The 21176-nt window shown below is 64.3% G+C and carries 20 protein-coding genes; 8 read left to right on the top strand and 12 right to left on the bottom strand.

Annotation, left to right across the window (positions count from 1 at the left end; all coding sequences use genetic code 11):
* The first annotated feature begins 9 nt into the window (after positions 1 to 9).
* Positions 10 to 498: an Imm26 family immunity protein gene (locus MRBLMU1_RS18835; protein WP_363504079.1), complete on the top strand. Its 489-nt coding sequence runs from the start codon at positions 10 to 12 to the stop codon at positions 496 to 498.
* On the opposite strand, the gene MRBLMU1_RS18830 is transcribed toward MRBLMU1_RS18835, so the two are convergent.
* The 3 genes from MRBLMU1_RS18830 to ompR are packed head-to-tail and all read right to left on the bottom strand — an operon-like array spanning position 482 to position 3357.
* On the bottom strand, positions 482 to 1198 hold the full coding sequence (locus MRBLMU1_RS18830; protein WP_363504077.1) for a hypothetical protein: 717 nt from the start codon (positions 1196 to 1198) through the stop codon (positions 482 to 484). The two genes, MRBLMU1_RS18835 and MRBLMU1_RS18830, sit on opposite strands and share 17 nt — an antisense overlap.
* Positions 1198 to 2565: a sensor histidine kinase gene (locus MRBLMU1_RS18825; protein ID WP_363504075.1), complete on the bottom strand. Its 1368-nt coding sequence runs from the start codon at positions 2563 to 2565 to the stop codon at positions 1198 to 1200. Before MRBLMU1_RS18825 ends, MRBLMU1_RS18830 begins: the two co-directional genes overlap by 1 nt.
* 24 nt (positions 2566 to 2589) lie before the next feature.
* Positions 2590 to 3357: a two-component system response regulator OmpR gene (gene ompR / locus MRBLMU1_RS18820; RefSeq protein ID WP_315214819.1), complete on the bottom strand. Its 768-nt coding sequence runs from the start codon at positions 3355 to 3357 to the stop codon at positions 2590 to 2592.
* A 171-nt stretch (positions 3358 to 3528) separates the two neighbouring features.
* Here ompR and MRBLMU1_RS18815 point away from each other — a divergent pair, with 171 nt between their 5' ends.
* The 3 genes from MRBLMU1_RS18815 (at position 3529) to MRBLMU1_RS18805 (ending at position 8077) form a co-directional block, all read left to right on the top strand.
* On the top strand, positions 3529 to 3924 hold the full coding sequence (locus tag MRBLMU1_RS18815; RefSeq protein WP_363504073.1) for a hypothetical protein: 396 nt from the start codon (positions 3529 to 3531) through the stop codon (positions 3922 to 3924).
* Between the two features lie 252 nt (positions 3925 to 4176).
* Positions 4177 to 6087 carry a flagellar assembly protein A gene (locus MRBLMU1_RS18810; protein WP_363504071.1) on the top strand — a complete coding sequence of 637 codons (1911 nt, stop codon included), beginning with the start codon at positions 4177 to 4179 and terminating at the stop codon, positions 6085 to 6087.
* 121 nt (positions 6088 to 6208) lie between these two features.
* On the top strand, positions 6209 to 8077 hold the full coding sequence (locus tag MRBLMU1_RS18805; protein ID WP_363504069.1) for a flagellar assembly protein A: 1869 nt from the start codon (positions 6209 to 6211) through the stop codon (positions 8075 to 8077).
* Here the strand turns inward: MRBLMU1_RS18805 and MRBLMU1_RS18800 are convergent.
* Positions 8074 to 8982: a LysR substrate-binding domain-containing protein gene (locus MRBLMU1_RS18800; protein ID WP_363504067.1), complete on the bottom strand. Its 909-nt coding sequence runs from the start codon at positions 8980 to 8982 to the stop codon at positions 8074 to 8076. The genes MRBLMU1_RS18805 and MRBLMU1_RS18800 overlap by 4 nt on opposite strands.
* A gap of 82 nt (positions 8983 to 9064) precedes the next feature.
* Between MRBLMU1_RS18800 and MRBLMU1_RS18795 the strand changes: the two genes are divergently transcribed.
* Positions 9065 to 9850, top strand: coding sequence for a sulfite exporter TauE/SafE family protein (locus MRBLMU1_RS18795; RefSeq protein ID WP_363504065.1), 786 nt, complete (start codon positions 9065 to 9067; stop codon positions 9848 to 9850).
* Here the strand turns inward: MRBLMU1_RS18795 and arfB are convergent.
* A complete protein-coding gene (arfB, locus tag MRBLMU1_RS18790; RefSeq protein WP_363504063.1) occupies positions 9840 to 10238 on the bottom strand; it encodes an alternative ribosome rescue aminoacyl-tRNA hydrolase ArfB in 399 nt (132 codons plus the stop codon). The genes MRBLMU1_RS18795 and arfB overlap by 11 nt on opposite strands.
* A 168-nt stretch (positions 10239 to 10406) precedes the next feature.
* On the opposite strand from arfB, the gene MRBLMU1_RS18785 reads away from it, so the two are divergent.
* Positions 10407 to 10910, top strand: coding sequence for a chemotaxis protein CheW (locus tag MRBLMU1_RS18785; RefSeq protein WP_363505114.1), 504 nt, complete (start codon positions 10407 to 10409; stop codon positions 10908 to 10910).
* A 21-nt stretch (positions 10911 to 10931) separates the two neighbouring features.
* Here MRBLMU1_RS18785 and MRBLMU1_RS18780 read toward each other — a convergent pair whose 3' ends face one another.
* Genes MRBLMU1_RS18780 through MRBLMU1_RS18765 form a run of 4 tightly spaced genes read right to left on the bottom strand, consistent with a single transcriptional unit; the run spans position 10932 to position 15424 of the window.
* Complete coding sequence (locus tag MRBLMU1_RS18780) at positions 10932 to 12932, bottom strand: ATP-binding cassette domain-containing protein (protein ID WP_363504061.1); 2001 nt, start codon at positions 12930 to 12932, stop codon at positions 10932 to 10934.
* Between the two features lie 48 nt (positions 12933 to 12980).
* Entirely contained in the window at positions 12981 to 13868 is an 888-nt protein-coding gene (gene prmB, locus MRBLMU1_RS18775) for a 50S ribosomal protein L3 N(5)-glutamine methyltransferase (RefSeq protein WP_363504059.1), read from the bottom strand.
* Between the two features lie 60 nt (positions 13869 to 13928).
* On the bottom strand, positions 13929 to 15062 hold the full coding sequence (dapE, locus tag MRBLMU1_RS18770; protein WP_363504057.1) for a succinyl-diaminopimelate desuccinylase: 1134 nt from the start codon (positions 15060 to 15062) through the stop codon (positions 13929 to 13931).
* An 8-nt stretch (positions 15063 to 15070) separates the two neighbouring features.
* The gene (locus MRBLMU1_RS18765; protein ID WP_315214850.1) at positions 15071 to 15424 is read right to left on the bottom strand and encodes an ArsC family reductase; all 354 of its coding nucleotides are present in this window, start codon (positions 15422 to 15424) and stop codon (positions 15071 to 15073) included.
* 189 nt (positions 15425 to 15613) lie between these two features.
* Here MRBLMU1_RS18765 and MRBLMU1_RS18760 point away from each other — a divergent pair, with 189 nt between their 5' ends.
* Positions 15614 to 15787 carry a hypothetical protein gene (locus MRBLMU1_RS18760; RefSeq protein ID WP_363504056.1) on the top strand — a complete coding sequence of 58 codons (174 nt, stop codon included), beginning with the start codon at positions 15614 to 15616 and terminating at the stop codon, positions 15785 to 15787.
* A gap of 14 nt (positions 15788 to 15801) precedes the next feature.
* Here MRBLMU1_RS18760 and MRBLMU1_RS18755 read toward each other — a convergent pair whose 3' ends face one another.
* The 3 genes from MRBLMU1_RS18755 to dapC form a co-directional block, all read right to left on the bottom strand.
* On the bottom strand, positions 15802 to 16944 hold the full coding sequence (locus tag MRBLMU1_RS18755; protein WP_363504054.1) for a PilT/PilU family type 4a pilus ATPase: 1143 nt from the start codon (positions 16942 to 16944) through the stop codon (positions 15802 to 15804).
* 144 nt (positions 16945 to 17088) lie between these two features.
* The gene (gene dapD, locus MRBLMU1_RS18750) at positions 17089 to 17916 is read right to left on the bottom strand and encodes a 2,3,4,5-tetrahydropyridine-2,6-dicarboxylate N-succinyltransferase (protein WP_363504052.1); all 828 of its coding nucleotides are present in this window, start codon (positions 17914 to 17916) and stop codon (positions 17089 to 17091) included.
* 11 nt (positions 17917 to 17927) lie between these two features.
* A complete protein-coding gene (gene dapC, locus MRBLMU1_RS18745; protein WP_363505111.1) occupies positions 17928 to 19145 on the bottom strand; it encodes a succinyldiaminopimelate transaminase in 1218 nt (405 codons plus the stop codon).
* A 179-nt stretch (positions 19146 to 19324) separates the two neighbouring features.
* On the opposite strand from dapC, the gene MRBLMU1_RS18740 reads away from it, so the two are divergent.
* Positions 19325 to 21166 (top strand): DUF4153 domain-containing protein, encoded by a 1842-nt coding sequence (locus tag MRBLMU1_RS18740; RefSeq protein ID WP_363504050.1) that lies wholly within the window; start codon positions 19325 to 19327, stop codon positions 21164 to 21166.
* Positions 21167 to 21176 lie beyond the last annotated feature (10 nt).

Raw genomic sequence — 21176 nt, 5'->3', positions numbered from 1 at the left:
AGGAGTGGAATGAGGCAGTCGTATCATGAAGGAAGCTGGTTTGCGGTGCCGTTGCTCGATGGCGGCTACGGCTGGGGCCTGGTCGCGCGTTTGTCGCCGGGCAGCAAGATCATGCTGGCCTATTTGTTCGGGCCCAAGCTCGACAGGTTGCCGTCGATCGACGAACTCAACACTCTGCAGCCGCACGACGCCGTCAAGGTGCTGCGCGTGGGCGACATGGCGCTGGCCAGCGGCCATTGGCGCGTGCTGGGCGAAGCCGTCGACTGGAATCCCGCATTGTGGCCGATGCCGCAGTTCCTGCGCCGCGCCGACGCCTTGAAGCGGGCCTGGCGCGTGACGTATTCCGACAACGATCCAAGTCGTTCCGAACGGGAAGAATCCGTGCCCTACGATACGCCGGGCCTGGAGGCCGACTCGCTGTACGGCTACGGTTCGACCGAGTTGCTGCTGACCAAGTTGCTGGAGTCGCGCGAGCACCCGATCAACCGGAGCAACTGACGTTCCAGGCGGTGTATTCGCCACGGTGCTTGCGCACGGCGACGGTGGCGACAGTGTCGCGGTCGCTTTCAAACACCAGCCCGAACATCACCGGCGCGCCGGCCGTGGCGGCCGCCGGTTTCAGCGCGGCCAGCCGGAAGGTGAGGGCGCGTTGCCGTGCACACTGGGAGTTGCCGGCGAACAGCAGACGCGCGCGCAGCAGCAGCTCGCGATGCTGCCTCAGCAGGGCCACCGCGTCCGCCGAAGGCACGGCCTGATTCATCAATACCGTATATCTGGCCGCCTGGCATGGAATGTTGGGTTGCGCCAGCCATACATACCATTGCGGCGCCTCGGCGGCGTCGGTCCAGCGTTCACCCTTGGGTTTGGCCGCGTCATAGACAAAGCTGGAGCGGATTTGCCGGCACAGATCCGGCTCCGAGCGGCGCGGCGCGGAGTCGACGCGGGCGATCACGCTCCACGGCTTGCCGCGCTGGCGTTCGACCTCGAACGCGGGGGCGAACAGCGGCGCGGCGCCCCATGGACGCTGCGGTTGCGCCGCATTGAGGGCGCGGAAAAAATCGTCGAAGGAGTCCCGCTCCGCCACCGTCGGCGCGCGCTGCTCGATGCGCGGCACGGGCGCGGCGAGCGTGCCGGCCGGCAGCACCGCCAGCACCACCGCGCCGGCGAAAACGCGTCGACGTATCGGACCTCCTCGCATCACACCGCCTTCATCGCGATCTGGATCACCAGCCCGCCGCCTTCGCGGTTGCTCAGGGTCAGCTCGGCGCCGTGGCGCAGCAGCACGCGGTCGACGATGGCCAGTCCCAGGCCGGCGCCGTTGGCCTGGCCGCGCGCGGCGTCGAGCCGGGTGAAGGGCTTGAGCAGTTGTTCGATCTGGTCGTCCGGCACGCCGCAGCCATGGTCCCCCACCTCGATGACGACGCGCCTGGAGGCGCCCACGCCCTTGACGGCGCACTTGATGTCGATCTCGGTGATGTCGGTGTCCGGCGTTTTGCCGTAGCGGCGGGCGTTTTCGACCAGGTTGTTGAAGACCCGTTTCAGATCGGTGCCGTTGCCCATCACGTGGGCGCCGGCGGCGATGTCGGTGCTCACGCGCACGTCCTGCAAGCGCTCGGCTTCGTGCGCGGTGTCGGCCAGCAGCTCGCTGACGTCGACGTTGGTGAAGCTCGACGCCTCGGTCGGTTTGGCGTAGTCGAGGAACTGGCCGATGATGGCGTCCATCTGGCCGATGTCGGACTGGATGCCTTCGCGCGCCTCGTTCGACAGATTGGCCATCTCCACTTCGAGCTGCATGCGCGCCAGCGGCGTGCGCAGGTCGTGCGAGATGCCGGCCAGGATCACGGCGCGGTCGGATTCGACCTGCTGCAGCTGGTCGACCATCTGGTTAAAGCTGCGGTTGGCCTCCATGATTTCGGCCGGGCCGCTTTCCGGCAGCGGGTCCGGCCGCTTGCCCTGCGCGAAGGCGCGGGTGGCCTTGGTCAGGCGGCGCAGCGGCAGGTTGATCAGGCTGGAGATGAAGGCCGCGCCCAGCAGCGACACCACCGACACCACGCTGGCCCAGCCCAGCCACTGGATGCCGGTCAGGCCGCGTATGCGTTCGCGTTCGAGCATCAGCCAGTACTGGTCGTCGTCGATCTTGAAGCTGACCCAGAAGCCGGATACGCCGTTCACCTTGGCCGAGAAGCGCGTGTCCGCGCCCAGCTTGGCCTTGACCAGCTTTTGGATGTCCGGCATCAGCGCGTTCTTCGGCGGCGGCTCGACCTTGTCGTCCTCCTCCAGCGGGAACACGCGGATGCCCTCGTTCGACACCAGGTCGAACAGCAGCTCGCGCCGTAGTTCGGGCGCCGAGTGGGTGAGGGCGGCGTGGGTGATGGTGACGACCGAGATCACCTGCGCGGAGATCTGCTGTACCTGCGGCTCGTGCTGCACCACGCTGATCATGCCGACCCACGCGGTCATGCTGGTCGTCGTCAAGGCGCCGAGCAGGAAGAAGGTGCGCCAGAAAAGGCCGCTTTTCATGCTGGCCAGCCGAAAAGCGAAACGGAACTTCGAAAGAGACTTCATGCGCATCTTCGCGGTTGTCGCGACTTAGCGCGGCTGCCCCTCCGGGATGAACACATAGCCCAGGCCCCAGACGGTCTGGATGTAGAGCGGGCTCGATGGATCGGGCTCGATCAGTTTGCGCAGGCGCGAGATCTGCACGTCCAGGCTGCGGTCGAACACCTCGTATTCGCGGCCGCGCGCCAGTTCCATCAGCTTTTCGCGCGACAGCGGTTGGCGCGCATGGCGGGCGAATACTTTTAGTACCGAAAACTCGCCGGTGGTCAGCGGCACCGTCTCGCCGTTTTTCTTCAGCGTGCGCGTGCCGAGGTCCAGGATGAACTGGCCGAACTCGAACGATTGCGGCGTTTCCGACGGCGCGCCGGGAATCTCGTCAGGACCGCGCCGGCGCAGCACGGCGCCGATGCGGGCCACCAGTTCGCGCGGGTTGAACGGCTTGGGCAGGTAGTCGTCGGCGCCCATTTCGAGGCCGACGATGCGGTCCACGTCCTCGCCTTTGGCGGTCAGCATGATGATCGGCGTCTGGTCGCCGGCGCCGCGCAGACGGCGGCAGATCGACAGGCCGTCCTCGCCGGGCAGCATCAAGTCCAGCACCAGCAGGTCGTAGCGCTCGCGCAGCCACAGCTTGTTCATGGCGGTGGCGCTCTCGGCCGTGAAGACGTTGAAGCCTTGCTCGGTCAGGTAGCGCCGCAGCAGATCGCGCAGACGAACGTCGTCGTCCACTACCATGATCTTGGCCTGGTGGCCGTGCTGGTTGGCGGAGTTGTTGCCGGATTCAGTCGTTGTGCTAGTCATTTGCTCTGTCAGAATTGTCTTATTGATGTTGCTATGGTAACGTCATATCCGTTTTGCGAAAACGTCTGTGACGACCCATTACAAAGTGTTACAAACTTTACCCAATTGGTCTTACCCCCTCGGTTAAAGCATCATACACTTCAAGCACGGATTCAGCTTTTTAGGAACATCATGTTCATCGATCACAAAAAAATACACGCGGCAGCAAGCGCATCTTTTTGCGTTCGATCCTCCATGGGTTCGTTATTGCTGTGCTGCGGTTTGTTGGGGGCGGGGCTTGTCTATGCCGAGCCCGGCGACGGACCGCGTCGCGAGGACAACCGTCCTCAGCAGGTGCAAATCCAGCGCCAGGCCGATCCGCGCCAAGCCGACCAGCAGCGCCAGATCGACCAGCGCAACAGCTACGAGGCCCGTGCCGAAGAACAGCGCCGCGCGATGCAGGAAGCCAGCCGCAACGCTGAAATGAACCGCCGTGTCGGCCGCTTGACGCCGGACGAGCGTCGCGATCTGCGCCGCCAGATCAACGAAGTGGGCCAGGACATTTACGCCAATCCGCCACGCCGCTAAGCGTCGGCCGGGATCGCCCCGGCCACGCTTGATACCATCCCCTCCATTGTTTTTGCTTCCTCCCGCGTGCACCGCCAAGCCCTATTGACAGCCGTTTGACCTGTTAAGTATCAAATTGTTATTGATCTGTGACAATAACATCACGCTTGTAGAGCTTTTACCACGAATACCGCTATCTTTTTCTTTGTCTGCGTGTAATATTAATTAATTGCACGCAATGCCCTTCGGCCGCGTGACGCCTGGAGGAAAATCGTGGTTCAAGACGTTGCACCCGCAGCGCCCTTTCCCGTTGACGAGCCATCGGCTCCCGACGCCGTCCTGCCTATCGGTTTGGTGCGCAGAACCGACGGCGTTTACATCGATGTCGGCCTGCCGCGGCCGGCGCTGATCGCCGCGATCAACCAGGTGTTCCGCGCCGGCTACTATCTGCCGGGCCTCAATTATCCATTGATGATCAAGGCGCTGTACGGCGTCGGCCCCGATCTGGGCGCGGCCCAGGCGGTGCGCCTGTGCGACGACGTGCGCCTGTTCGATCCGCTGCGCGTTCCGCTGTACAAAAATCCCAAGATGGGCCACGGCTACGCCGAGTACTACTTCGAGCCGCTGTATCTGGACGAGGAGGTGCTCCCCGACGGCACCGTGATCCCGGAACGCCAGACCCGCCTGGACGTGGACGAATTTGTCGCCGACATGTGGCTCAAGGGCATACAGTTCGGTATCGACGTGGCGGCGGTGGCGACGGCGATGGCGGCCTCCAAGCCGGACCGCATCACCTTCGCCACCGATCTGGAACCGCTGCCTGGACAGAACGCGACCGTGATGGAGGTGTCGTCCGATCTGCACCGCAGCGACGCGCCCAAGGCGCGCGCCGACGGCCGCATCGATCTGCAAAGTTTTCAGAACCGCTTCCCGCAAATCAAAGCGAATGTCAGGCTGCTGAAAAAAGTGCCGGCGGTGCCCGGCCAGCCGGGCTTCGACCTGTCCGGGCGCATGACGGCGCCGGAACCGCCGCAGGACCTGACCCTGCGCTTTTATGCCGGCGACGGCACCGAGGCGCAAACGATTGGGGACGATGAGTATCTGGTGTCCACGCGCGAGGGCTTCCTGAGCGTGGACTCGAAGTCCAACCGCATCTCCATCACCGACAAGATCGTCAGCCTGGAAGGCGTGAGCGGGCGCACCACGGGCAACCTGCAGTTGGCGGGCGCCTACGAGGAATACGGCGACGTGCAGGAACAGCGCGACGTCACCGGCGGCGACATCACGGTGCACGGCAACGTCTACGGCAATATCCATTCGCGCGGCGGCGTGGTGGTGCTGGACCAGAACCTGGTCAGCGGCAGCGTGCAGAACGCGCTGGGCTCGATCAGCATCGCCGGCGTGGCGTCGAATTCGGTGATCCACACCAGCGGCGGCACGATCACGATAGGGCGCGCCGAGAATTGCGTCATTTCCGGCAGCAGCGTCAAGATCGAGGAGGCCTCCAATTGCGAGATCGTCGCCGACGAGGTGTTGATCTCGGTGGCCGAGGGCTGCGCGGTGGCCGGGCGCAACGTGGAAATCGAAAGCGCCGGCCCGCGCCGCCGCACCGAGATGGTGATCCATGTGCTGGTGCGCGACGTGAAGCGGTTCGACGACGAGATATCCGAACTCGATGTGCGCCTGGCCGACTTCGCGCAGACCATCGAGGCCGCCGAGCAGGAGGCCGCGCGCATCGCCGCGTTGCCCGACGTGCGCCGCTATCTGGCGCTGGCGGTCAAGCTGCGCACCCAGGAGCTGACCTTGACGCCCGAGCAGGGCCAGTTCCTGCGCAAGATCGCCGGGGCCGTGGCGACCGAGATCCAGGCGATCGAGCAGTTGAAGAAGGAGATCCAGGTCGCCCAGACGCAGCAGACGCTGTTGCGGGACCGGCTGGCGCGGGTGATCGAGCAGAAGGTGGCGGCGGCCGGCGTGGCGCGCTGCGGCCTGCACATGGTCAACGGCGAGACCACGGTGCGCACCATGCCTTTCGCGGCCGACGGCGTGTCGTTGACGCTGCTGCCGCCCAAGGAGATCAAGCAGCGCCTGCGCGGCACGCCGAACGGCGGCGAGATGCTGTTCTGCGACAGCGCCGGATCGCTCGACTGGCACCTCGACCCCCGCGCCAGGGCATCGGCCGATTAGCCGCCCGTTTTGCCTGCAAGGCGACGCGCGCGCACAATGCCGTGCGTTCATGCTAATCTACAAATAACATTAAAAAAGTGAAGGGGCGCCGGCTCCGACGTACATCTTTGTGGGGACTACCGTGTCAGACGACGCAACGACGCTGGAACATACTGCGGAAGGTGATTTGCCCGCGGCGATCGTCAAGCGCGATGACGGCGTTTATTTCGATGCCGAGGCGACGGCGGTATCGTGCGTCGCGGCCGTGGGGCAGATTTTTCTCGGCGGTGCCTACTTCGCGGGCCTCGACTACGCCGTCTTCACCAGGATGCTGTACAACTGCGGCCCCGAGCTGCCGGCCGGCCTGGCCGGCAAGCCGCTCTTGCGCTTCGCCGACAGCATCGAGCCGTTTCACACCGTGCGCCGCGCCCTGTACAAGACCGTCAAGATCATCGCCGGCGAGGCCGAATACTATTTCGAGCCGGTGTTCTTCGAGATCCCCGACCTGCCGCCGCAGCCGGCGCGCCTGAAGTTCGACGAATTCGTCGCCGACATGTGGGGCAAGGGCATACGCTTCGGTATCGACGCGCCGGCCGTGCGCGACGTCATCGTCAGCGGGCGCCTTGCGCGCATTATCGTCGCGCGCCGGCTCAACGCCGTGCCGGGGCGCGACGCTACCATCGTGGAAGTATCGCGCAATATCCACCGCAGCAACGCGCCGCGCGAGACGCCCGACGGCAAGCTCGATCTGCAGACCTTCCAGAACCGCTTCCCGCAGGTCAAGCCCAATGTCAAGCTGCTGCGCAAGGTGCCGCGCACGCCAGGCGTGCGCGGTTTCGAGTTGTCCGGCGCCGTCCTGGAGCCGGCGGTGCCGCGCGATATCGAACTGACCTCCGTGGCCGGCGCCGGGACGGTCATCGAAAACCTGCGCGACGGCGAGTACCTGGTGTCGGCGGTCGAGGGCTTCCTGAGCGTGGAGCCGGGCAGCAAGCGCATCTCGATCGGTCCGAAGATCATCAGCAGGGAAGGGGTAAGCGCCCGCACCACCGGCAATCTGCAACTGACCGGCGAGTACGAGGAGTTCGGCGACGTGCAGGACCAGCGTTCGGTCGACGGCGGCAACATCACCATCCACGGCAACGTCTTCGGCAATATCAGCTCGCGCGGCGGCGACATCGTCCTGGGCCGCAATCTGATGGGCGGCACCGCCATCAACGCCGAAGGAGCGATCCGGGTCAAGGGCGTGGCATCCGGCGCGGTGCTGCAGACCAAACGCGGCGAGGTGGCGCTGGCGCGGGCCGAGAGCTGCATCATCTCCGGCACGCGGGTGGTGATCGGCGAGGCAAGCAACTGCGAGATCATGGCCGACGAGGTGATCATCAAGGTGGCCGAGGGCTGCGCGATCGCCGCCCGCAAGATCGAAATCATCCACGCCGGCCCGCGCAAGCAAAGCGAGATGCTGCTTTACACGCTGGTGCCGGATGTGACGAAGTTCGACAGGAAGATCGCCGAGCTGCTGCCCAAGGTTTCGCAGGCGCAGCGCGATGCCGAGCAGCGCAAGGCCGAGATGGACGCCATCACCGGCCAGCCGGAGGTGCGCAATTATCTGAACCTGGCGACACGGGTGCGCAAGCGCGAGGTGATACTGACCACGGAGCAGGAACCCTTGTTCCACAAGATGGCGACGGCGGTGGGACCGTCGCTGCGCGCGGTCGCCAAGATCTCGCTGGCGATCAAGGCGGCGCAAGCGCAGCAGGAGCAAGCGCGGGAAGAAGTCAGCCAGGTGGAGCGCGAGAAGAGCGCGCTGATGAACGGTTCGCGCTGCACCGTCCACATGCTGACCGGCGACGTGCTGGCGCGGACGATGAGTTTCGTGCCGGATGGCCCGCCGCCGTACGACCGCCCGCCGAAGGAACTGAAAGCCAAAGTGCGCGGCGCCGACGCCGGTATGACGAAAATCTTCTCCGGCCACGTTGGCCCGATCAACTGGACACTATCCGGCGACTCCTAACCCCGCCGCAACGCCCCGACCAGCTCCCTCACATGAACCGGCAACGCCGCATGATCGCGCACGCAGATCAGCAGCTTGCGATCCGCCCAATCGTCGTTCAACGCCACCACCCGCAGCGCCTCCAAATCCGAGCTGCGCCGCGCCGCAGCCTCCGGCAATATCGCCACACCGGCCCCGCTGGAGACCATCCGGCAAACCGCCTCGAAGCTGCGCAACCTGATCTTGCAATGCATTTTGCGCCCCAGCCGCGACGCCTGCTCGGCCGCGTACTGCTGCAAGGCGCTGTCGCCCGCCAAACCGATGAAGTCCTGATCCAGCACGTCGGCGAACAGCACTCCGCGCCGTTTGCCGCGCCCTTTGCCGATCCGCTGGGCCAGCGGATGTTTGCGCGCCATCACCAGCACCAATGGATCGTCACGGAACGGCAAGGTTTGCAGCGCCGCGCTGTCCACCGCGTCGGTGACGATGCCGATATCGGCCGCGCCGTCGGTGACGGCCCGCACGATGTCGCGGCTGAGCCTTTCCTCCAGATCGATGCTCAGTTGCGGATGGCCGGCCAGGAAGCCGGCCAGCGCCTCCGGCAGGAACTCGGTCATGGCCGAGGTGTTACAGAGCAGGCGCACCTGTCTTTTCAGGCCCGAGCCGAATTGGGCCAGGTCCGCACGCATGTCGTCCAGCTGGCGGGCGATGGCGCGCGCGTGATGGAGCAGCGCGCGTCCGGCCTCCGTGGGCTCGGCGCCGCGACGTCCGCGCTCCAGCAGCGCCAGGTTCAAGCCTTCCTCCATGCCGTGGATGCGCGCGCTGGCCGAGGGCAGCGACAGGTGCGCCAGCTTGGCGCCGGCGGTGATGCTGCCGCTCTCGGCGATATGGACGAATAATTTCAGGTCGATCAGGTCGAAGCGCATGGTCCAGCCTACGGATAATGTGAAGTCAGGCTAAGTATATTCCACATTCCCAGGCAAGCTTCCGGAGTGCAGAATAGCCCCCATGACTACATCGACACTTTTTATCGCATTGGTTTTTGTGCTGGCCGGCCTGGTAAAAGGCGTCACAGGAATGGGCCTGCCGACGGTGGCGATGGCCTTGCTGACATTGACCTTGCCGCCACTGGAAGCGGCGGCGCTGCTGATCGTGCCTTCGGCTGTGACGAATGTATGGCAGTTGGCCACTGGGCCGGCCCTGTATCCGCTCTGGCTGCGCCTGCGGACCCTGCTGGTGGCCGTGTGCGTGGGCACGGCCGCCGGAGGATGGCTGCTGTCGTCGCCACCGCCGCCCGACGATTTCATCGCTTCCGGCGCTGCTGGCGTGTCCGGCGGCGCCTGGGCGCCGTTGGTGCTCGGGCTGGCGCTGGCCGCCTACGGCGCATTGGGTTTGAGCGGCTGGCGCGGACGCGTGGCGCCGCGCGCGGAGCCGTGGGCCGGGCCGCTGGCAGGCGCCGCCACCGGCGTGCTGGCTGGCATAACGGGAGTCTTCGTCATGCCGGTCGCTCCCTATCTGCAAGCGCTCAACCTGGAGAAGGACGATCTGGTGCAGGCGCTGGGATTGGCCTTCACCGTCTCGACGCTGGCGCTGGCCGTGGTCTTGACCTGCAGGGGAAACTGGCAGGTGTCGGCCGCCGGCGGGTCGGTGCTGGCGCTGCTGCCGGCCGGCGCGGGCATGATGCTGGGGCAGTGGCTGCGCGGGCGCATGCCTGCGGCGGTATTTCGTCGATGCTTTTTTGTCAGCCTGCTGGCGCTGGGCGCGCATCAGTGCCTGCGCGTCGCTATAGGGTGATTTTGCCGCGCAGTTGTTTGCGCTCGCCGTCCTTGGTTTTTCCATCCAGCCTGCGGCGCTGCGAGCCGCGCGTCGGCTTGGTGGCGCGCCGCACGGTGGGCAGCACCGCGATGCTGTCGACCAGTTCCTGAAGGCGCCTCAGGGCATCCTCCTTGTTGGCTTCCTGGCTGCGCGACTGCTGCGCCTTCAATACCACCACGCCGTCCTTGGTGATGCGGCTGTCGCGCATCGCCAGCAGGCGCTCCTTGATATGCTCCGGCAGAGAGGACGCTACGATATTAAAACGCAGGTGCACCGCGCTGGAGACCTTGTTGACGTTCTGTCCCCCCGGTCCCTGTGCGCGGATCGCACTGAGCTCCACGTCGTTCATATCAATTAGGTTTGTCATTGGATTGCCCGCACTCTTTGTCGCATTGTAGCAAACGGCCGCCGGCCGCCGGGCTAACGTTGATGCCAATCAATCCCGCCCCGTAAGCGCGCGGTTAGGATGATTCATGCCTGTTACCGCACGTCAATAGACGAAAGGATGATCATGATTCTCTCGAAGATGCAAGCTATGAATGCCAACGCCGTCAACGGCACCAAGCGCCCGCCCGACAACGGGGCGCAGCAGTATCTCGTGTTCCGGCTCGGCGGCCTGGATTATGCGCTGGACTTCAGCAAGGTGCAGGAACTGCGTCCGTTGAAGGAGCTGGAACGCTTCGCCTCGGACGGCGAGATTATCAGCGGGGTGGCGGTGTCGCGCGGCGTGATCATGCCGATCGTCGACATGCGCATCGCCTTCGGTCCGCGTCCGCCGGCGCACGACCCGCTGACGGATGTGATCATCCTCAAGCTGTCGACCTGCGTGATGGGGATGGTGGTCGATGGCGTGACCGATATCGTTTCGCTGACGCTCGACGAGCTGCTGCCCATACCCGGCACCGGCGCCGGGACGGCGCCGCCGGTGGATTACCTGCTCGGCCTCGGGGAGGTCGACGGGCGCCGTTTGATCGTGGTCGACATCGACAGGCTGATGTCGATCCGCAAAGTGCCGGTCGGCGCCCGCCAAGCCGCCTGAGCGCCCGTGCGGGCGGCTCGATCAGGCCAGCGCTTCGAGCTGCTCCTGCAATTCCAGCCATTCCGCTTCCAGCTGGCCGAGGTCCTTGGTGAAGAAGCTCTGATCGGCCAGCAGCTGTTTCAGCTTGGCCTTGTTGGCCGCTTCGTAGATCGAAGACTCGCCCAACTGGGCATCCACATCCGCTTTCTGCGCGCTGCGCTTGGCGATTTGATCGTCCAGGCGCTTGATCTTTTGCTCCAGCGGCTTGCGCAGCGCGGCCAGGCGCTGACGGTCCTCGGCCTGCTGGCGCTTCTGGTCCTTGCTGGGCGCCGGCGCGGCGGCCGCCGTTGGCGTGGCGACCGGCGAGACCACCGGGAAGTCCGTCTTGTTGGCCTTGCCGGCGGCGGGCAGCACGTCGGTGCCTTTCCCCAGCTTGGTCTTGAACAGCCAATCCTTGTAGTCGTCCAGATCGCCGTCGAACGGCTGCAGCTTGCCGTCGGCGACGATGATGAATTCGTCGGTGGTGGCGCGCAGCAGGTGGCGATCGTGGGATACCACGACCAGCGTGCCTTCGAACTGCGCCAGCGCTTCGGTCAGCGCTTCGCGGGTTTCCAGGTCCAGGTGGTTGGTCGGTTCATCGAGCAATAGCAGGTTGGGGCGTTGCCAAACGATCAGCGCCAGCGCCAGGCGGGCCTTCTCGCCGCCGGAGAACGGCGCGATCGAGCTGGTGACCATGGTGCCCGGGAAGTTGAAGCCGCCCAGGAAGTTGCGCAGTTCCTGTTCGCGCACGGTCGGGGCGATCTTCGCCAGGTGCCACAGCGGCGATTCGTCGTGGCGCAGCATCTCCACCTGGTGCTGGGCGAAGTAGCCGATGTTCAGGCCCTTGCCGATGGTGGCGTCGCCGGTCAGCGGCGCCAGTTCGCCGGCGATGGTCTTGATCAGCGTCGATTTACCGGCGCCGTTCACGCCCAGCAGGCCGATGCGCTGGCCGATCTGCAGCGAGAACTTGATGTTGTTGACGATGGTCTTGTGCGTGATCTCGCCGGTCTGTTCGTTCTCGATCTTGTAGCCGGCGTCGACGTCCTCCATCACCAGCAGCGGATTCGGAGCGCTCAGCGGCTCGCGGAATTCGAACGAGAATTCGGCGGCGGCGCGCAGCGGCGCCAGTTCTTCCATCTTGGCCAGCGCCTTCATGCGGCTCTGCGCCTGGCGGGCCTTGGAGGCCTGCGCCTTGAAGCGGTTGACGAACGATTCCAGGTGGGCGCGCTTGCGCTGCTGCTTTTCCAGCGCGCCGGCGGCCAGGATCATTTGCGCCGCGCGCTGACGTTCGAACGACGAGTAGTTGCCCGAATAGCGTTTCAGTTTGCGTTCGTCGATGTGCACCACCACGTTGACCACTTCGTCGAGGAAGTCGCGATCGTGGGAAATGATCAGCAAGGTGCCGGCGTAGCGTTTGAGCCAGTCTTCCAGCCAGATGATCGCGTCAAGGTCCAGGTGATTGGTCGGTTCATCGAGCAGCAGCAGGTCGGAAGGGCACATCAGCGCCTGCGCCAGATTCAGGCGCATGCGCCAGCCGCCGGAGAAGCTGGCCACCGGCTGCTGCATCTGGTCGAGCGTGAAACCCAGGCCGAGCAGCAGCTGTTCGCCGCGCGACTGCACGGTGTAGGCGTCGGCGTCGGCCAGCGCGCTGTAGATTTCGCCGATGGCGATGCCGTTTTCCGACGATTCGGGTTCCGATTCGAGGCGTGCCAGTTCCGCTTCCAGCTTGCGCAGGGTGACGTCGCCGTCGATGGCGTAGTCGAGGGCCGCGCGGTCCAGCGGCGGCGTTTCCTGCGCAACGTAAGCGACGCGCCATTTGGCCGGGAAGTCGATTTCGCCCTGGTCCGGGTGCAGCTCGCCGCGCATCATCGCGAACAGGCTCGATTTGCCGGCGCCGTTGGCGCCGATCAGGCCGATCTTGTCGCCCGGATTCAGTGTGACATCGACTTGTTCCAACAGCGGCTTGGTGCCGCGCATCAGACTTACTTGTATAAAGCGGATCATCTTGTTCTTCTACGTTTGAACCCCGGCGAACCGGGGTACGGGTTTGGTTTACAGTTTGAGCTGGTCGGCGGTCAGCAGGAAGACCATGTCGTCGCCGGCGCTGGTGGTGAGCCAGGTCAGGCCCAGCGCGCCGAAGGCGGCTTCGGCGAATTCGCGCTCGTTGCCGATTTCGACGATCAGGATGCCGTCATCGGTCAGGCGCTCGGCGGCGCCGGCGACGATCTTGCGCACCAGGTCCATGCCGTCGCTGCCGCCGTCCAGCGCGATTTGCGGTTCGGCCAGGTATTCCTTCGGCAGCTTGGACATCGAGCCCGAATTGACATACGGCGGATTGGTGATAATCAGGTCGTACTTCTTGTCCGGCACATTGGCGTACAGGTCCGACTGGATCAGGGTCAAGCGGTCTTCCAGCTTGTAGGTGGCGACGTTTTTCTTCGCCACTTCCAGCGCGTCGGCCGAAATGTCGACCGCGTCGACATGGGCGTCTGGGAAGGCGTCGGCCAGCATGATGGCCAGGCAGCCGGAACCCGTGCACAGTTCCAGGATGTTGGCGATGTTGTCAGGCTGGTTGACCCACGGCGCGAAGTAGTCGGGGATCAGTTCGGCGATGAAGGAGCGCGGCACGATGGTGCGCTCGTCGACGTAGAAGCTGTAGGTGCCCAGCCACGCCTCGTTGGTGATGTAGGCGGCAGGCACGCGGTCGACGGTGCGGCGGTCGATCACCGCCAGCACGGACGCGACTTCCTCCGGCAGCAGGCGCGCGTCCAGGAACGGCTCCAGCTTGTCCAGCGGGAGCTTGAGCGTGTGCAGGATCAGGTAGGCCGCTTCGTCGAAGGCCTCGACGCTGCCGTGGCCGAAAAACAGCTGGGCGGTGTTGAAGCGGGTGACGGCGTAGCGCAACAGGTCGCGCGGCGTGGTGAAAGGAGTCGTGTTCATGGTTATCTCGGTAAAACGGTAATCGGTTCGCGCACGCCGCGCGGGCAGCCGGCCCGTGAATCAGGCCAGCAGGTTTTCCAGGGTACGGCGATAGATATTCTTCAGCGGATCGACAAAACGCAGCTCGATATGCTCGTCGATCTTGTGGATACTTGCGTTGGGAGGCCCGAATTCTATCACTTGGGGGCAGATCTGAGCGATAAAGCGTCCATCCGAGGTGCCGCCGGTGGTCGACAGTTCGGTGTCGACGCCGGTTTCCGACTTGATCGCCGCCGACAGCGCGTCGCTCAGGGTGCCGCGCGGGGTCAGGAACGGCAGGCCGCTCAGCGCCCATTTCAGGTCGTAGTGCAGATCGTGCTTGTCGAGGATCGCGTGCACGCGGCGCTTCAGTTCCTCGTGGGTGCTGGCGGTCGAGAAGCGGAAGTTGAAGTCGATGACCATCTCGCCGGGGATGACGTTGTTCGCGCCCGTGCCGCCGTTGATGTTGGACATTTGCCAGGACGTCGGCAGATAGTATTCGTTACCGGTGTCCCAAACCTCGGCCACCAGCTCTGCCAGCGCCGGCGCGGCCAGGTGGATCGGGTTCTTGGCCAGCTGCGGGTAGGCGATGTGGCCCTGCACGCCCTTGATGGTCAATTTGCCCGACAGGGAGCCACGGCGGCCGTTCTTGATCACGTCGCCCAGGGTTTCATCGGAGGTCGGCTCGCCGACGATGCAGTAGTCCAGCGTCTCGCCGCGTTCCTTGAGCATGTTGCAGACGATGACGGTGCCGTCGGTGGCCGGGCCTTCCTCGTCGCTGGTGATCAGGAAGGCGATCGAGCCTTTGTGGTCGGCGTGGGCCGCGATGAACTCCTCGCAGGCGACGACGAAGGCGGCGATCGAGGTTTTCATGTCGGCGGCGCCGCGTCCATACAGCTTGCCGTCGCGGTGGGTCGGGGTGAAGGGCTGCGAGCGCCATTGTTCGACCGGGCCTGTCGGCACCACGTCGGTGTGGCCGGCGAACACCAGCAGCGGCGCGGTCGTGCCCTTGCGCGCCCACAGATTGGTCACGCCATTCGATTCGATCACTTCGCAGACAAAGCCCAGCGGCGACAGCAAGTCGATCAGGTGCTGCTGGCAGCCTTTATCGTCCGGGGTGACAGAGGAGAGGGCGATCAGTTTTTCGGTCAGCGCCAGGGTCTTGGAAGGTGTCATGGTGAAGGTCAGAGATTGAAAATTTGTTTGTACTGGGCGTCGGAGAAGCTGACGGCGAAGGTGCCGTCCTTGTCGAGCACCGGGCGCTTGATCACGGAAGGGTTCTCCAGCATCAGCGCGATGGCCGATTCGTCATCGACGATGGAGGCCTTGCGCTCGTCGGACAGGGCGCGCCAGGTCGTGCCTTTTTTATTCACCAGCACATCGCGCGACAGGTGTTTAAGCCAGCCGGCGACGATTTCGCGGGTCAGTCCCTGTTTCTTGAAGTCGTGGAAGGTGAATTCCTGCTGCTGGTCGGCCAGCCATACGCGGGCTTTTTTGACGGTGTCGCAGTTGGGGATGCCGTAAAGGGTGGTTTTCATGTGCGTGCGGTGTCGGGCGAAAGGCCGACAGAATACCATGGGCCGTCGGAGGAGGGTACGGCCGGGCGTCACGTCGGGGCGGCGCTGGTATAACAATTTGATATTGCCACTTATCGAATTGGCATTGGTGGTCAGCCGATCCGCTGCCTAATATGGATCGGTTGTCGTACAACTATCAGGAGCCGTGGGATGGAATTGCCGAACAAGCCGACCAAAGAACAGATCCGTCAGTATATGAGCGAGCGTTTGACGCAACAGTGCTCGCCGCCGTCGACCGGGGATATCCGCCGGCAGCTTGGTTGGGGTTTGGTGCCGTCCACCGAGGAAGACCGTCCGCCGTCCGACCCGCAGCCACGCCGCTGACCGGAGTAACCTGTTCAGGTGTTGAGCGTGAACTCGGTGAAGGACGCCTCGTCGGGAGGCGGCTTGGCCTCCGGTTCGGCCTTGGCGGTCTTGCTGTCAGGGCCATTATTCAGTAGCCACAGCAGGTTGGTGGCCGAATCGGCGTTCGCCAGCGCCTCCTCCTGGCTGATCAAACCATCCTGCACCAGCTTGAGCAAGGCCAGCTCGAACGACTGCGAGCCAGGCGACAGGCTTTTCTCCATCGCTTCCTTGATCTGGCCGATGTCGCCTTTTTCGATCAGGTCCGAGATGTAGCGGGTATTGACCATCACTTCCACCGCAGCCGTGCGCGTGCCGCCGTTGATCGAGCGGACCAGCCGCTGCGAGACGATCGCCTTGACCGTCGACGACAGGTCCTGCAGCAGCGCCGCGCGGTTCTCGATCGGGTAGAAACTGATAATACGATTTAGCGCGTTATAGCTGTTGTTGGCGTGCAGGGTGGCCAGCACCAGGTGGCCCGACTGCGCGTAGGCCAGCGCCGCCGCCATGGTCTCCTTGTCGCGGATCTCGCCGATCAGGATGCAGTCCGGCGCCTGGCGCATCGAATTGCGCAGCGCCGTGGCGAAATCCTTGGCGTCGCTGCCAATCTCGCGCTGGTTGACGATCGACTTTTTATTCTTGAACAGGTACTCGATCGGGTCTTCCAGGGTCAGGATGTGGCCCGAGCGCAGTTCGTTGCGGTAGTCCAGCATCGAGGCGATGGTGGTCGACTTGCCGGAACCGGTCGAGCCGACCAGCAGCAGCAGACCGCGCTTTTCCATGATCAGGTCCGACAATACCGGTGGCAGCCCCAGATCGGCCAGCACGGGGATGGAGGCGGGGACGAAGCGGAACACGGCGGAGATGGTGCCGCGCTGCTTGAAGGCCGACAGGCGGAAGCGGCCCAGGTTCGCCACCGATACGCCCATATTGAGCTCATTGGTGGCGGCCAGTTCCTCCATCTGCGCCGGGGAGGCGATTTCGGCCAGCATCGATTCGATGTTGCCCGGTTCGAGCTTCTGCTGGTTGATGGGAATGAGATTGCCGTTGATTTTGATGTGTACCGGCGAATTCACCGCGAAGAACATGTCCGACGCGTTTTTTTCCTTCATCAGCTGGAACAGGCGGTCCATGGCCATGATGCGCTCCTCGTTTTTAACCCAGAACCTTGATGCCGGGGTCGGACCCAACGGGTCCGACCCCTTGCCTATGCGTGAGCCACAGACCGTAGATAAGCTGTAGGGTCGGACCCCACGGGTCCGACCCTGGTTGGCCGTGCGGGTTCAGATCCCGCGCAGCAGTTCGTTGATGCCGGTCTTGGCGCGGGTTTTCGCGTCCACGCGCTTGACGATGACGGCGCAGTACAGCGAGTACTTGCCGTCTTCCGATGGCAGGTTGCCCGAGACGACCACCGAACCGGCAGGCACGCGGCCGTAGGTCACTTCGCCGGTGGCGCGGTCGTAGATCTTGGTCGATTGGCCGATGTACACGCCCATCGAGATCACCGAGTTCTCTTCGACGATCACGCCTTCGACGATCTCCGAACGGGCGCCGATGAAGCAGTTGTCTTCGATGATGGTCGGATTGGCCTGCATCGGTTCCAGCACGCCGCCGATGCCGACGCCGCCCGACAGGTGGACGTTCTTGCCGATCTGCGCGCACGAACCGACGGTGGCCCAGGTGTCGACCATCGCGCCTTCATCGACGTAGGCGCCGATGTTGACGTAGGAAGGCATCAGCACCACGTTCTTGGCGATGAAGGAGCCACGGCGCGCGACGGCCGGCGGCACCACGCGGAAACCGCCCTTGGCGAAATCTTCAGGCGTGTAGTTGGCGAACTTGGTCGGGACCTTGTCGTAGAACTGCATGGTGCCGTCGGAAGGCATGACCACGTTGTTCTCCAGGCGGAAGGACAGCAGCACCGCTTTCTTGACCCACTGGTTGACCACCCAGTCGCCGCTGGTTTTTTCGGCCACGCGGATGGTGCCGGCGTCCAGGCCCGCAATCACGTGCGAGACCGCGTCGCGCAGTTCGGCGGCGCCGTTGGCCGGGTTGATGTTGGCGCGGTCTTCCCATGCCTGGTCGATGATGTTCTGGAGTTGTTGGGTCATGATTTGCTCAATTATTTGTTAAGGAGGGACTTGCAGAATTGGACGATGCGCTTGGCCGCTTCCAGGCCTTCCTCCGTTTCGGCGACGAGCGCCATGCGGATGCGGTTGCGGCCCGGATTGGCGCCGTGGGCGTCGCGCGCCAGATAGCTGCCCGGCAGTACCGTGACATTATATTCGGCGTACAGGCGCTGCGCGAATTCGGTGTCCGACAGGCCGGTGCGGCTGACGTCCGCCCACAGGTAGAATCCGGCGTCCGGCAGTTCCACCGCCAGCACCTCTTGCAGCAGCGGCGTGATGGCGTTGAATTTCGCGCGGTATTTTTCGCGGTTCTGTTCGACGTGGGTTTCGTCGTTCCAGGCCGCGATCGAGGCAGCTTGCACGGAAGGGCTCATGGCTCCGCCGTGGTAGGTGCGGTACAACAGGAATTTTTTCAGCACGTCGGCGTCGCCGGCCACAAAGCCCGAGCGCATGCCGGGAACGTTGGAGCGCTTCGACAGGCTGCTGAACACCACCAGGCGCGCATACGGCTTCTCGACCGTCGACAGGCCCAGCGTGTGGGCCGCTTCCAGCGCGCCCAGGGGCGCCTGCTCGCCGTGGAAGATCTCGGAGTAGCACTCGTCGGCGGCGATGATGAAGTTATAGCGCTCGGACAGGGCGAACAGGTTCTCCCAGTCGGTCAAGGTCAGCACGGCGCCGGTCGGATTGCCCGGGGAGCACAGGAACAGCAGCGAGACGCGCTCCCAGACCGAGGCCGGGATGCTGTCGTAGTCGCAGCCGAAATTGCGGGCCGGGTCGGAGTTGACGAAGTAGGGCTCGGCGCCGGCAAGGTAGGCGGCGCCTTCGTAGATCTGGTAAAACGGGTTGGGGCATACCACCAGCGACTTGGCCGCCGGATCGATCACCGTCTGCGCCAGCGCGAACAGCGCCTCGCGCGAGCCGTTCACCGGCAGCACCTGGGTGGCCGGATTCAGGGCCGGCAGGCCGTAGCGGCGCTCCAGCCAGCCGGCGATGGCGCCACGCAGCGCGTCCGAACCGATGGTGGTCGGGTAGTTGGCCAAGCCGTCGATATTGTCGATCAACGCCTGCTGAATGAACGCCGGCGTCGGATGTTTAGGCTCGCCCATGCCAAGGCTGATCGCCTTGTGGTTTGGGCTGGCGCTGACCTGCGCGAACAACTGGCGCAGCTTTTCGAACGGGTAGGGTTGCAGCTTTTCGAGATGTGGATTCACGTGGCGGACCGGATGCGGATCGTTGAAAAAGGGACGGCGTAGGTCAGGCATTATAGCGCCTATGGCGCACAGGGGCCATTCGCCGTCTGGACGCTTTGTCATCAATGCTAAACAGCCAACATGGCGGGATTGATAATCGTGCGATACTCGTCGCATATAAGGTAACCAGGGGACGAATCATGGAGTTGTCGGCGGTGGAGCGGGATGAGATGGCGCTCGGCGCGGGTGTCAGCCGGAGCGTGATGGCCGCAAGGCTGATAACGGGACTGCTGCAGGGCGTGCTGCTGTATTGGCTATACCGCGCGGGCAAGGATGGCGTCTGGCCGGCCACAGCCCCGTATCTGATGGTGCCGTTGATGATGCTGGCGCTGTTCCTGCCGGTGCTGCTGGTGTCCGCGTTGGGCCATATGCCGGCCCGCAAGGCGGCGGCCTGGCTGGCGACGGCGTCGCTGGTCATTCTGGCGATGGCGCTGCACGACGCCTGGCGCGGCCATCACGGCTACCCGATGTTCGACAATTGGGCGGACCGGCGCGTCTACTCCCCGTCGCAGATACTGGCGCTGTGCAGCGTTCCGTTTTTCTTCATCGCCCAGTCCCTGGTGCTGTCCGGCGTCCATGATGGACGCCGGGTGGCAAGTTACGGCACCTACTTCGAGACCGCGTGGAAGCTCGGGGTGCAGCTGCTGTTTTCGGCGTTCTTCGTGGGCGCGCTGTTCATGGTGCTGTTCATGGGCGGCGCGTTGTTCAAGTTGATCAAGTTGAGCTTCCTGGAGCAGCTGCTCAGGGAGGCATGGTTCAACGTACCGGTGGTCTTCACCGCCTTTTCCTGCGCCATGCATATCACCGATGTGCGGCCCGCCATCGTGCGCGGCATCCGCACGCTGCTGCTGGTGCTGATGTCGTGGATCTTGCCGGTGGCGGCGATCATCGTGACCGGGTTCCTATGCAGCTTGCCATTCACCGGCCTGCAGGCGCTGTGGGAGACGCGGCACGCCACGTCGGTGCTGCTGTCGGCCGTGGTGGTGCTGGTGGTGCTGATCAACGCCGCGTTCCAGAACGGCGAGGCGGTGGCCGGCGTCCAGGCGATCGTGAGACTGAGCACCCGCGCCGCCTGCATCCTGATCTTCCCTTTGACGGTGATCGGCATTTACGCGCTCGGGCTGCGGGTGGCGCAGTACGGCTGGACCACCGATCGCATCATCGCGGCGGCCTGCCTGCTGGTGGCCAGCTGCTACGCGATCGGCTATGCGTGGGCGGCGTATCAATACGACACATGGCTGCGTCCTCTCGCGCCGGTCAACGTCACCGCCGCCTTTCTGGTGATCGCGGTGATGCTTGCGCTGTTTACGCCGGTCGCCGACCCCGCGCGCATATCGGTGAACAGCCAGATGGCGCGGCTGGAAAGCGGCAAGACCGCTCCCGGCCAGTTCGATTTCCGCTATCTGCGGTTCGAGGGCGGGCGTTATGGCAAGGCCGCCCTGGAGCGGCTCAAGCAATGGTCCGCCGGCGGCGATGCGGCAACGGTGCGCCGGGAGGCCGCCCTTGCCCTGGCGTTGGCGGACAACCAGCGTTGGACCGGGAACAAGCTTGCAGCGGTGCCGATCTCGGTCGAGGAAAATGTCACCGCCTGGCCTGCGGGCGCCAAGCTGCCGGCCAGTTTCGTGTCGCAGAAGTGGGAGGCGGTCGCCGACGACAGCAAACCCAATTGCCTGAACAGTAGAAAGGGCCGATGCGACGGTTTCATGATCGATATGACCGGCGATGGCGTCAAGGAGGTGCTTCTGATCGACGTCAATAGCGGCGACAACGCGCTGATGTCCCAGGGACCCGATGGCAGTTGGCGGTTGATCGGTTCCATCAACTACCAATATTCGCGCTGCAAGCCTTTGCTTGAAAAGCTTAAAAGCGGTGACTTCAGCGTGGTCGCGCCCAGCTTGCGGGAACTGGAGGTCGGTGGTCAGCGTGTCGGGCTGGTTATGCGCCCCGTGCCGCCGGACGCCGGCTGCAAGGCGATCAAGTAGCGTAGCGGCT

This window comes from Burkholderia sp. LMU1-1-1.1 (genome assembly GCF_040675865.1).
In the GTDB taxonomy this organism is placed as follows: Bacteria; Pseudomonadota; Gammaproteobacteria; order Burkholderiales; family Burkholderiaceae_D; genus Rugamonas.
The sequence above is the reverse complement of the archived record's forward strand: the minus strand, read 5'-3'. Positions and strand labels throughout refer to the sequence as shown.

Bases quoted from the DNA above. Each gene is read 5' to 3' on its own strand.
- MRBLMU1_RS18835 (WP_363504079.1), top strand. From the start codon at position 10: ATGAGGCAGTCGTATCATGAAGGAAGCTGGTTTGCGGTGCCGTTGCTC.
- MRBLMU1_RS18830 (WP_363504077.1), bottom strand. From the start codon at position 1,198: ATGCGAGGAGGTCCGATACGTCGACGCGTTTTCGCCGGCGCGGTGGTG.
- MRBLMU1_RS18825 (WP_363504075.1), bottom strand. From the start codon at position 2,565: ATGAAGTCTCTTTCGAAGTTCCGTTTCGCTTTTCGGCTGGCCAGCATG.
- ompR (WP_315214819.1), bottom strand. From the start codon at position 3,357: ATGACTAGCACAACGACTGAATCCGGCAACAACTCCGCCAACCAGCAC.
- MRBLMU1_RS18815 (WP_363504073.1), top strand. From the start codon at position 3,529: ATGTTCATCGATCACAAAAAAATACACGCGGCAGCAAGCGCATCTTTT.
- MRBLMU1_RS18800 (WP_363504067.1), bottom strand. From the start codon at position 8,982: ATGCGCTTCGACCTGATCGACCTGAAATTATTCGTCCATATCGCCGAG.
- MRBLMU1_RS18795 (WP_363504065.1), top strand. From the start codon at position 9,065: ATGACTACATCGACACTTTTTATCGCATTGGTTTTTGTGCTGGCCGGC.
- arfB (WP_363504063.1), bottom strand. From the start codon at position 10,238: ATGACAAACCTAATTGATATGAACGACGTGGAGCTCAGTGCGATCCGC.
- MRBLMU1_RS18785 (WP_363505114.1), top strand. From the start codon at position 10,407: ATGAATGCCAACGCCGTCAACGGCACCAAGCGCCCGCCCGACAACGGG.
- MRBLMU1_RS18780 (WP_363504061.1), bottom strand. From the start codon at position 12,932: ATGATCCGCTTTATACAAGTAAGTCTGATGCGCGGCACCAAGCCGCTG.
- prmB (WP_363504059.1), bottom strand. From the start codon at position 13,868: ATGAACACGACTCCTTTCACCACGCCGCGCGACCTGTTGCGCTACGCC.
- dapE (WP_363504057.1), bottom strand. From the start codon at position 15,062: ATGACACCTTCCAAGACCCTGGCGCTGACCGAAAAACTGATCGCCCTC.
- MRBLMU1_RS18765 (WP_315214850.1), bottom strand. From the start codon at position 15,424: ATGAAAACCACCCTTTACGGCATCCCCAACTGCGACACCGTCAAAAAA.
- MRBLMU1_RS18760 (WP_363504056.1), top strand. From the start codon at position 15,614: ATGGAATTGCCGAACAAGCCGACCAAAGAACAGATCCGTCAGTATATG.
- MRBLMU1_RS18755 (WP_363504054.1), bottom strand. From the start codon at position 16,944: ATGGCCATGGACCGCCTGTTCCAGCTGATGAAGGAAAAAAACGCGTCG.
- dapD (WP_363504052.1), bottom strand. From the start codon at position 17,916: ATGACCCAACAACTCCAGAACATCATCGACCAGGCATGGGAAGACCGC.
- MRBLMU1_RS18740 (WP_363504050.1), top strand. From the start codon at position 19,325: ATGGAGTTGTCGGCGGTGGAGCGGGATGAGATGGCGCTCGGCGCGGGT.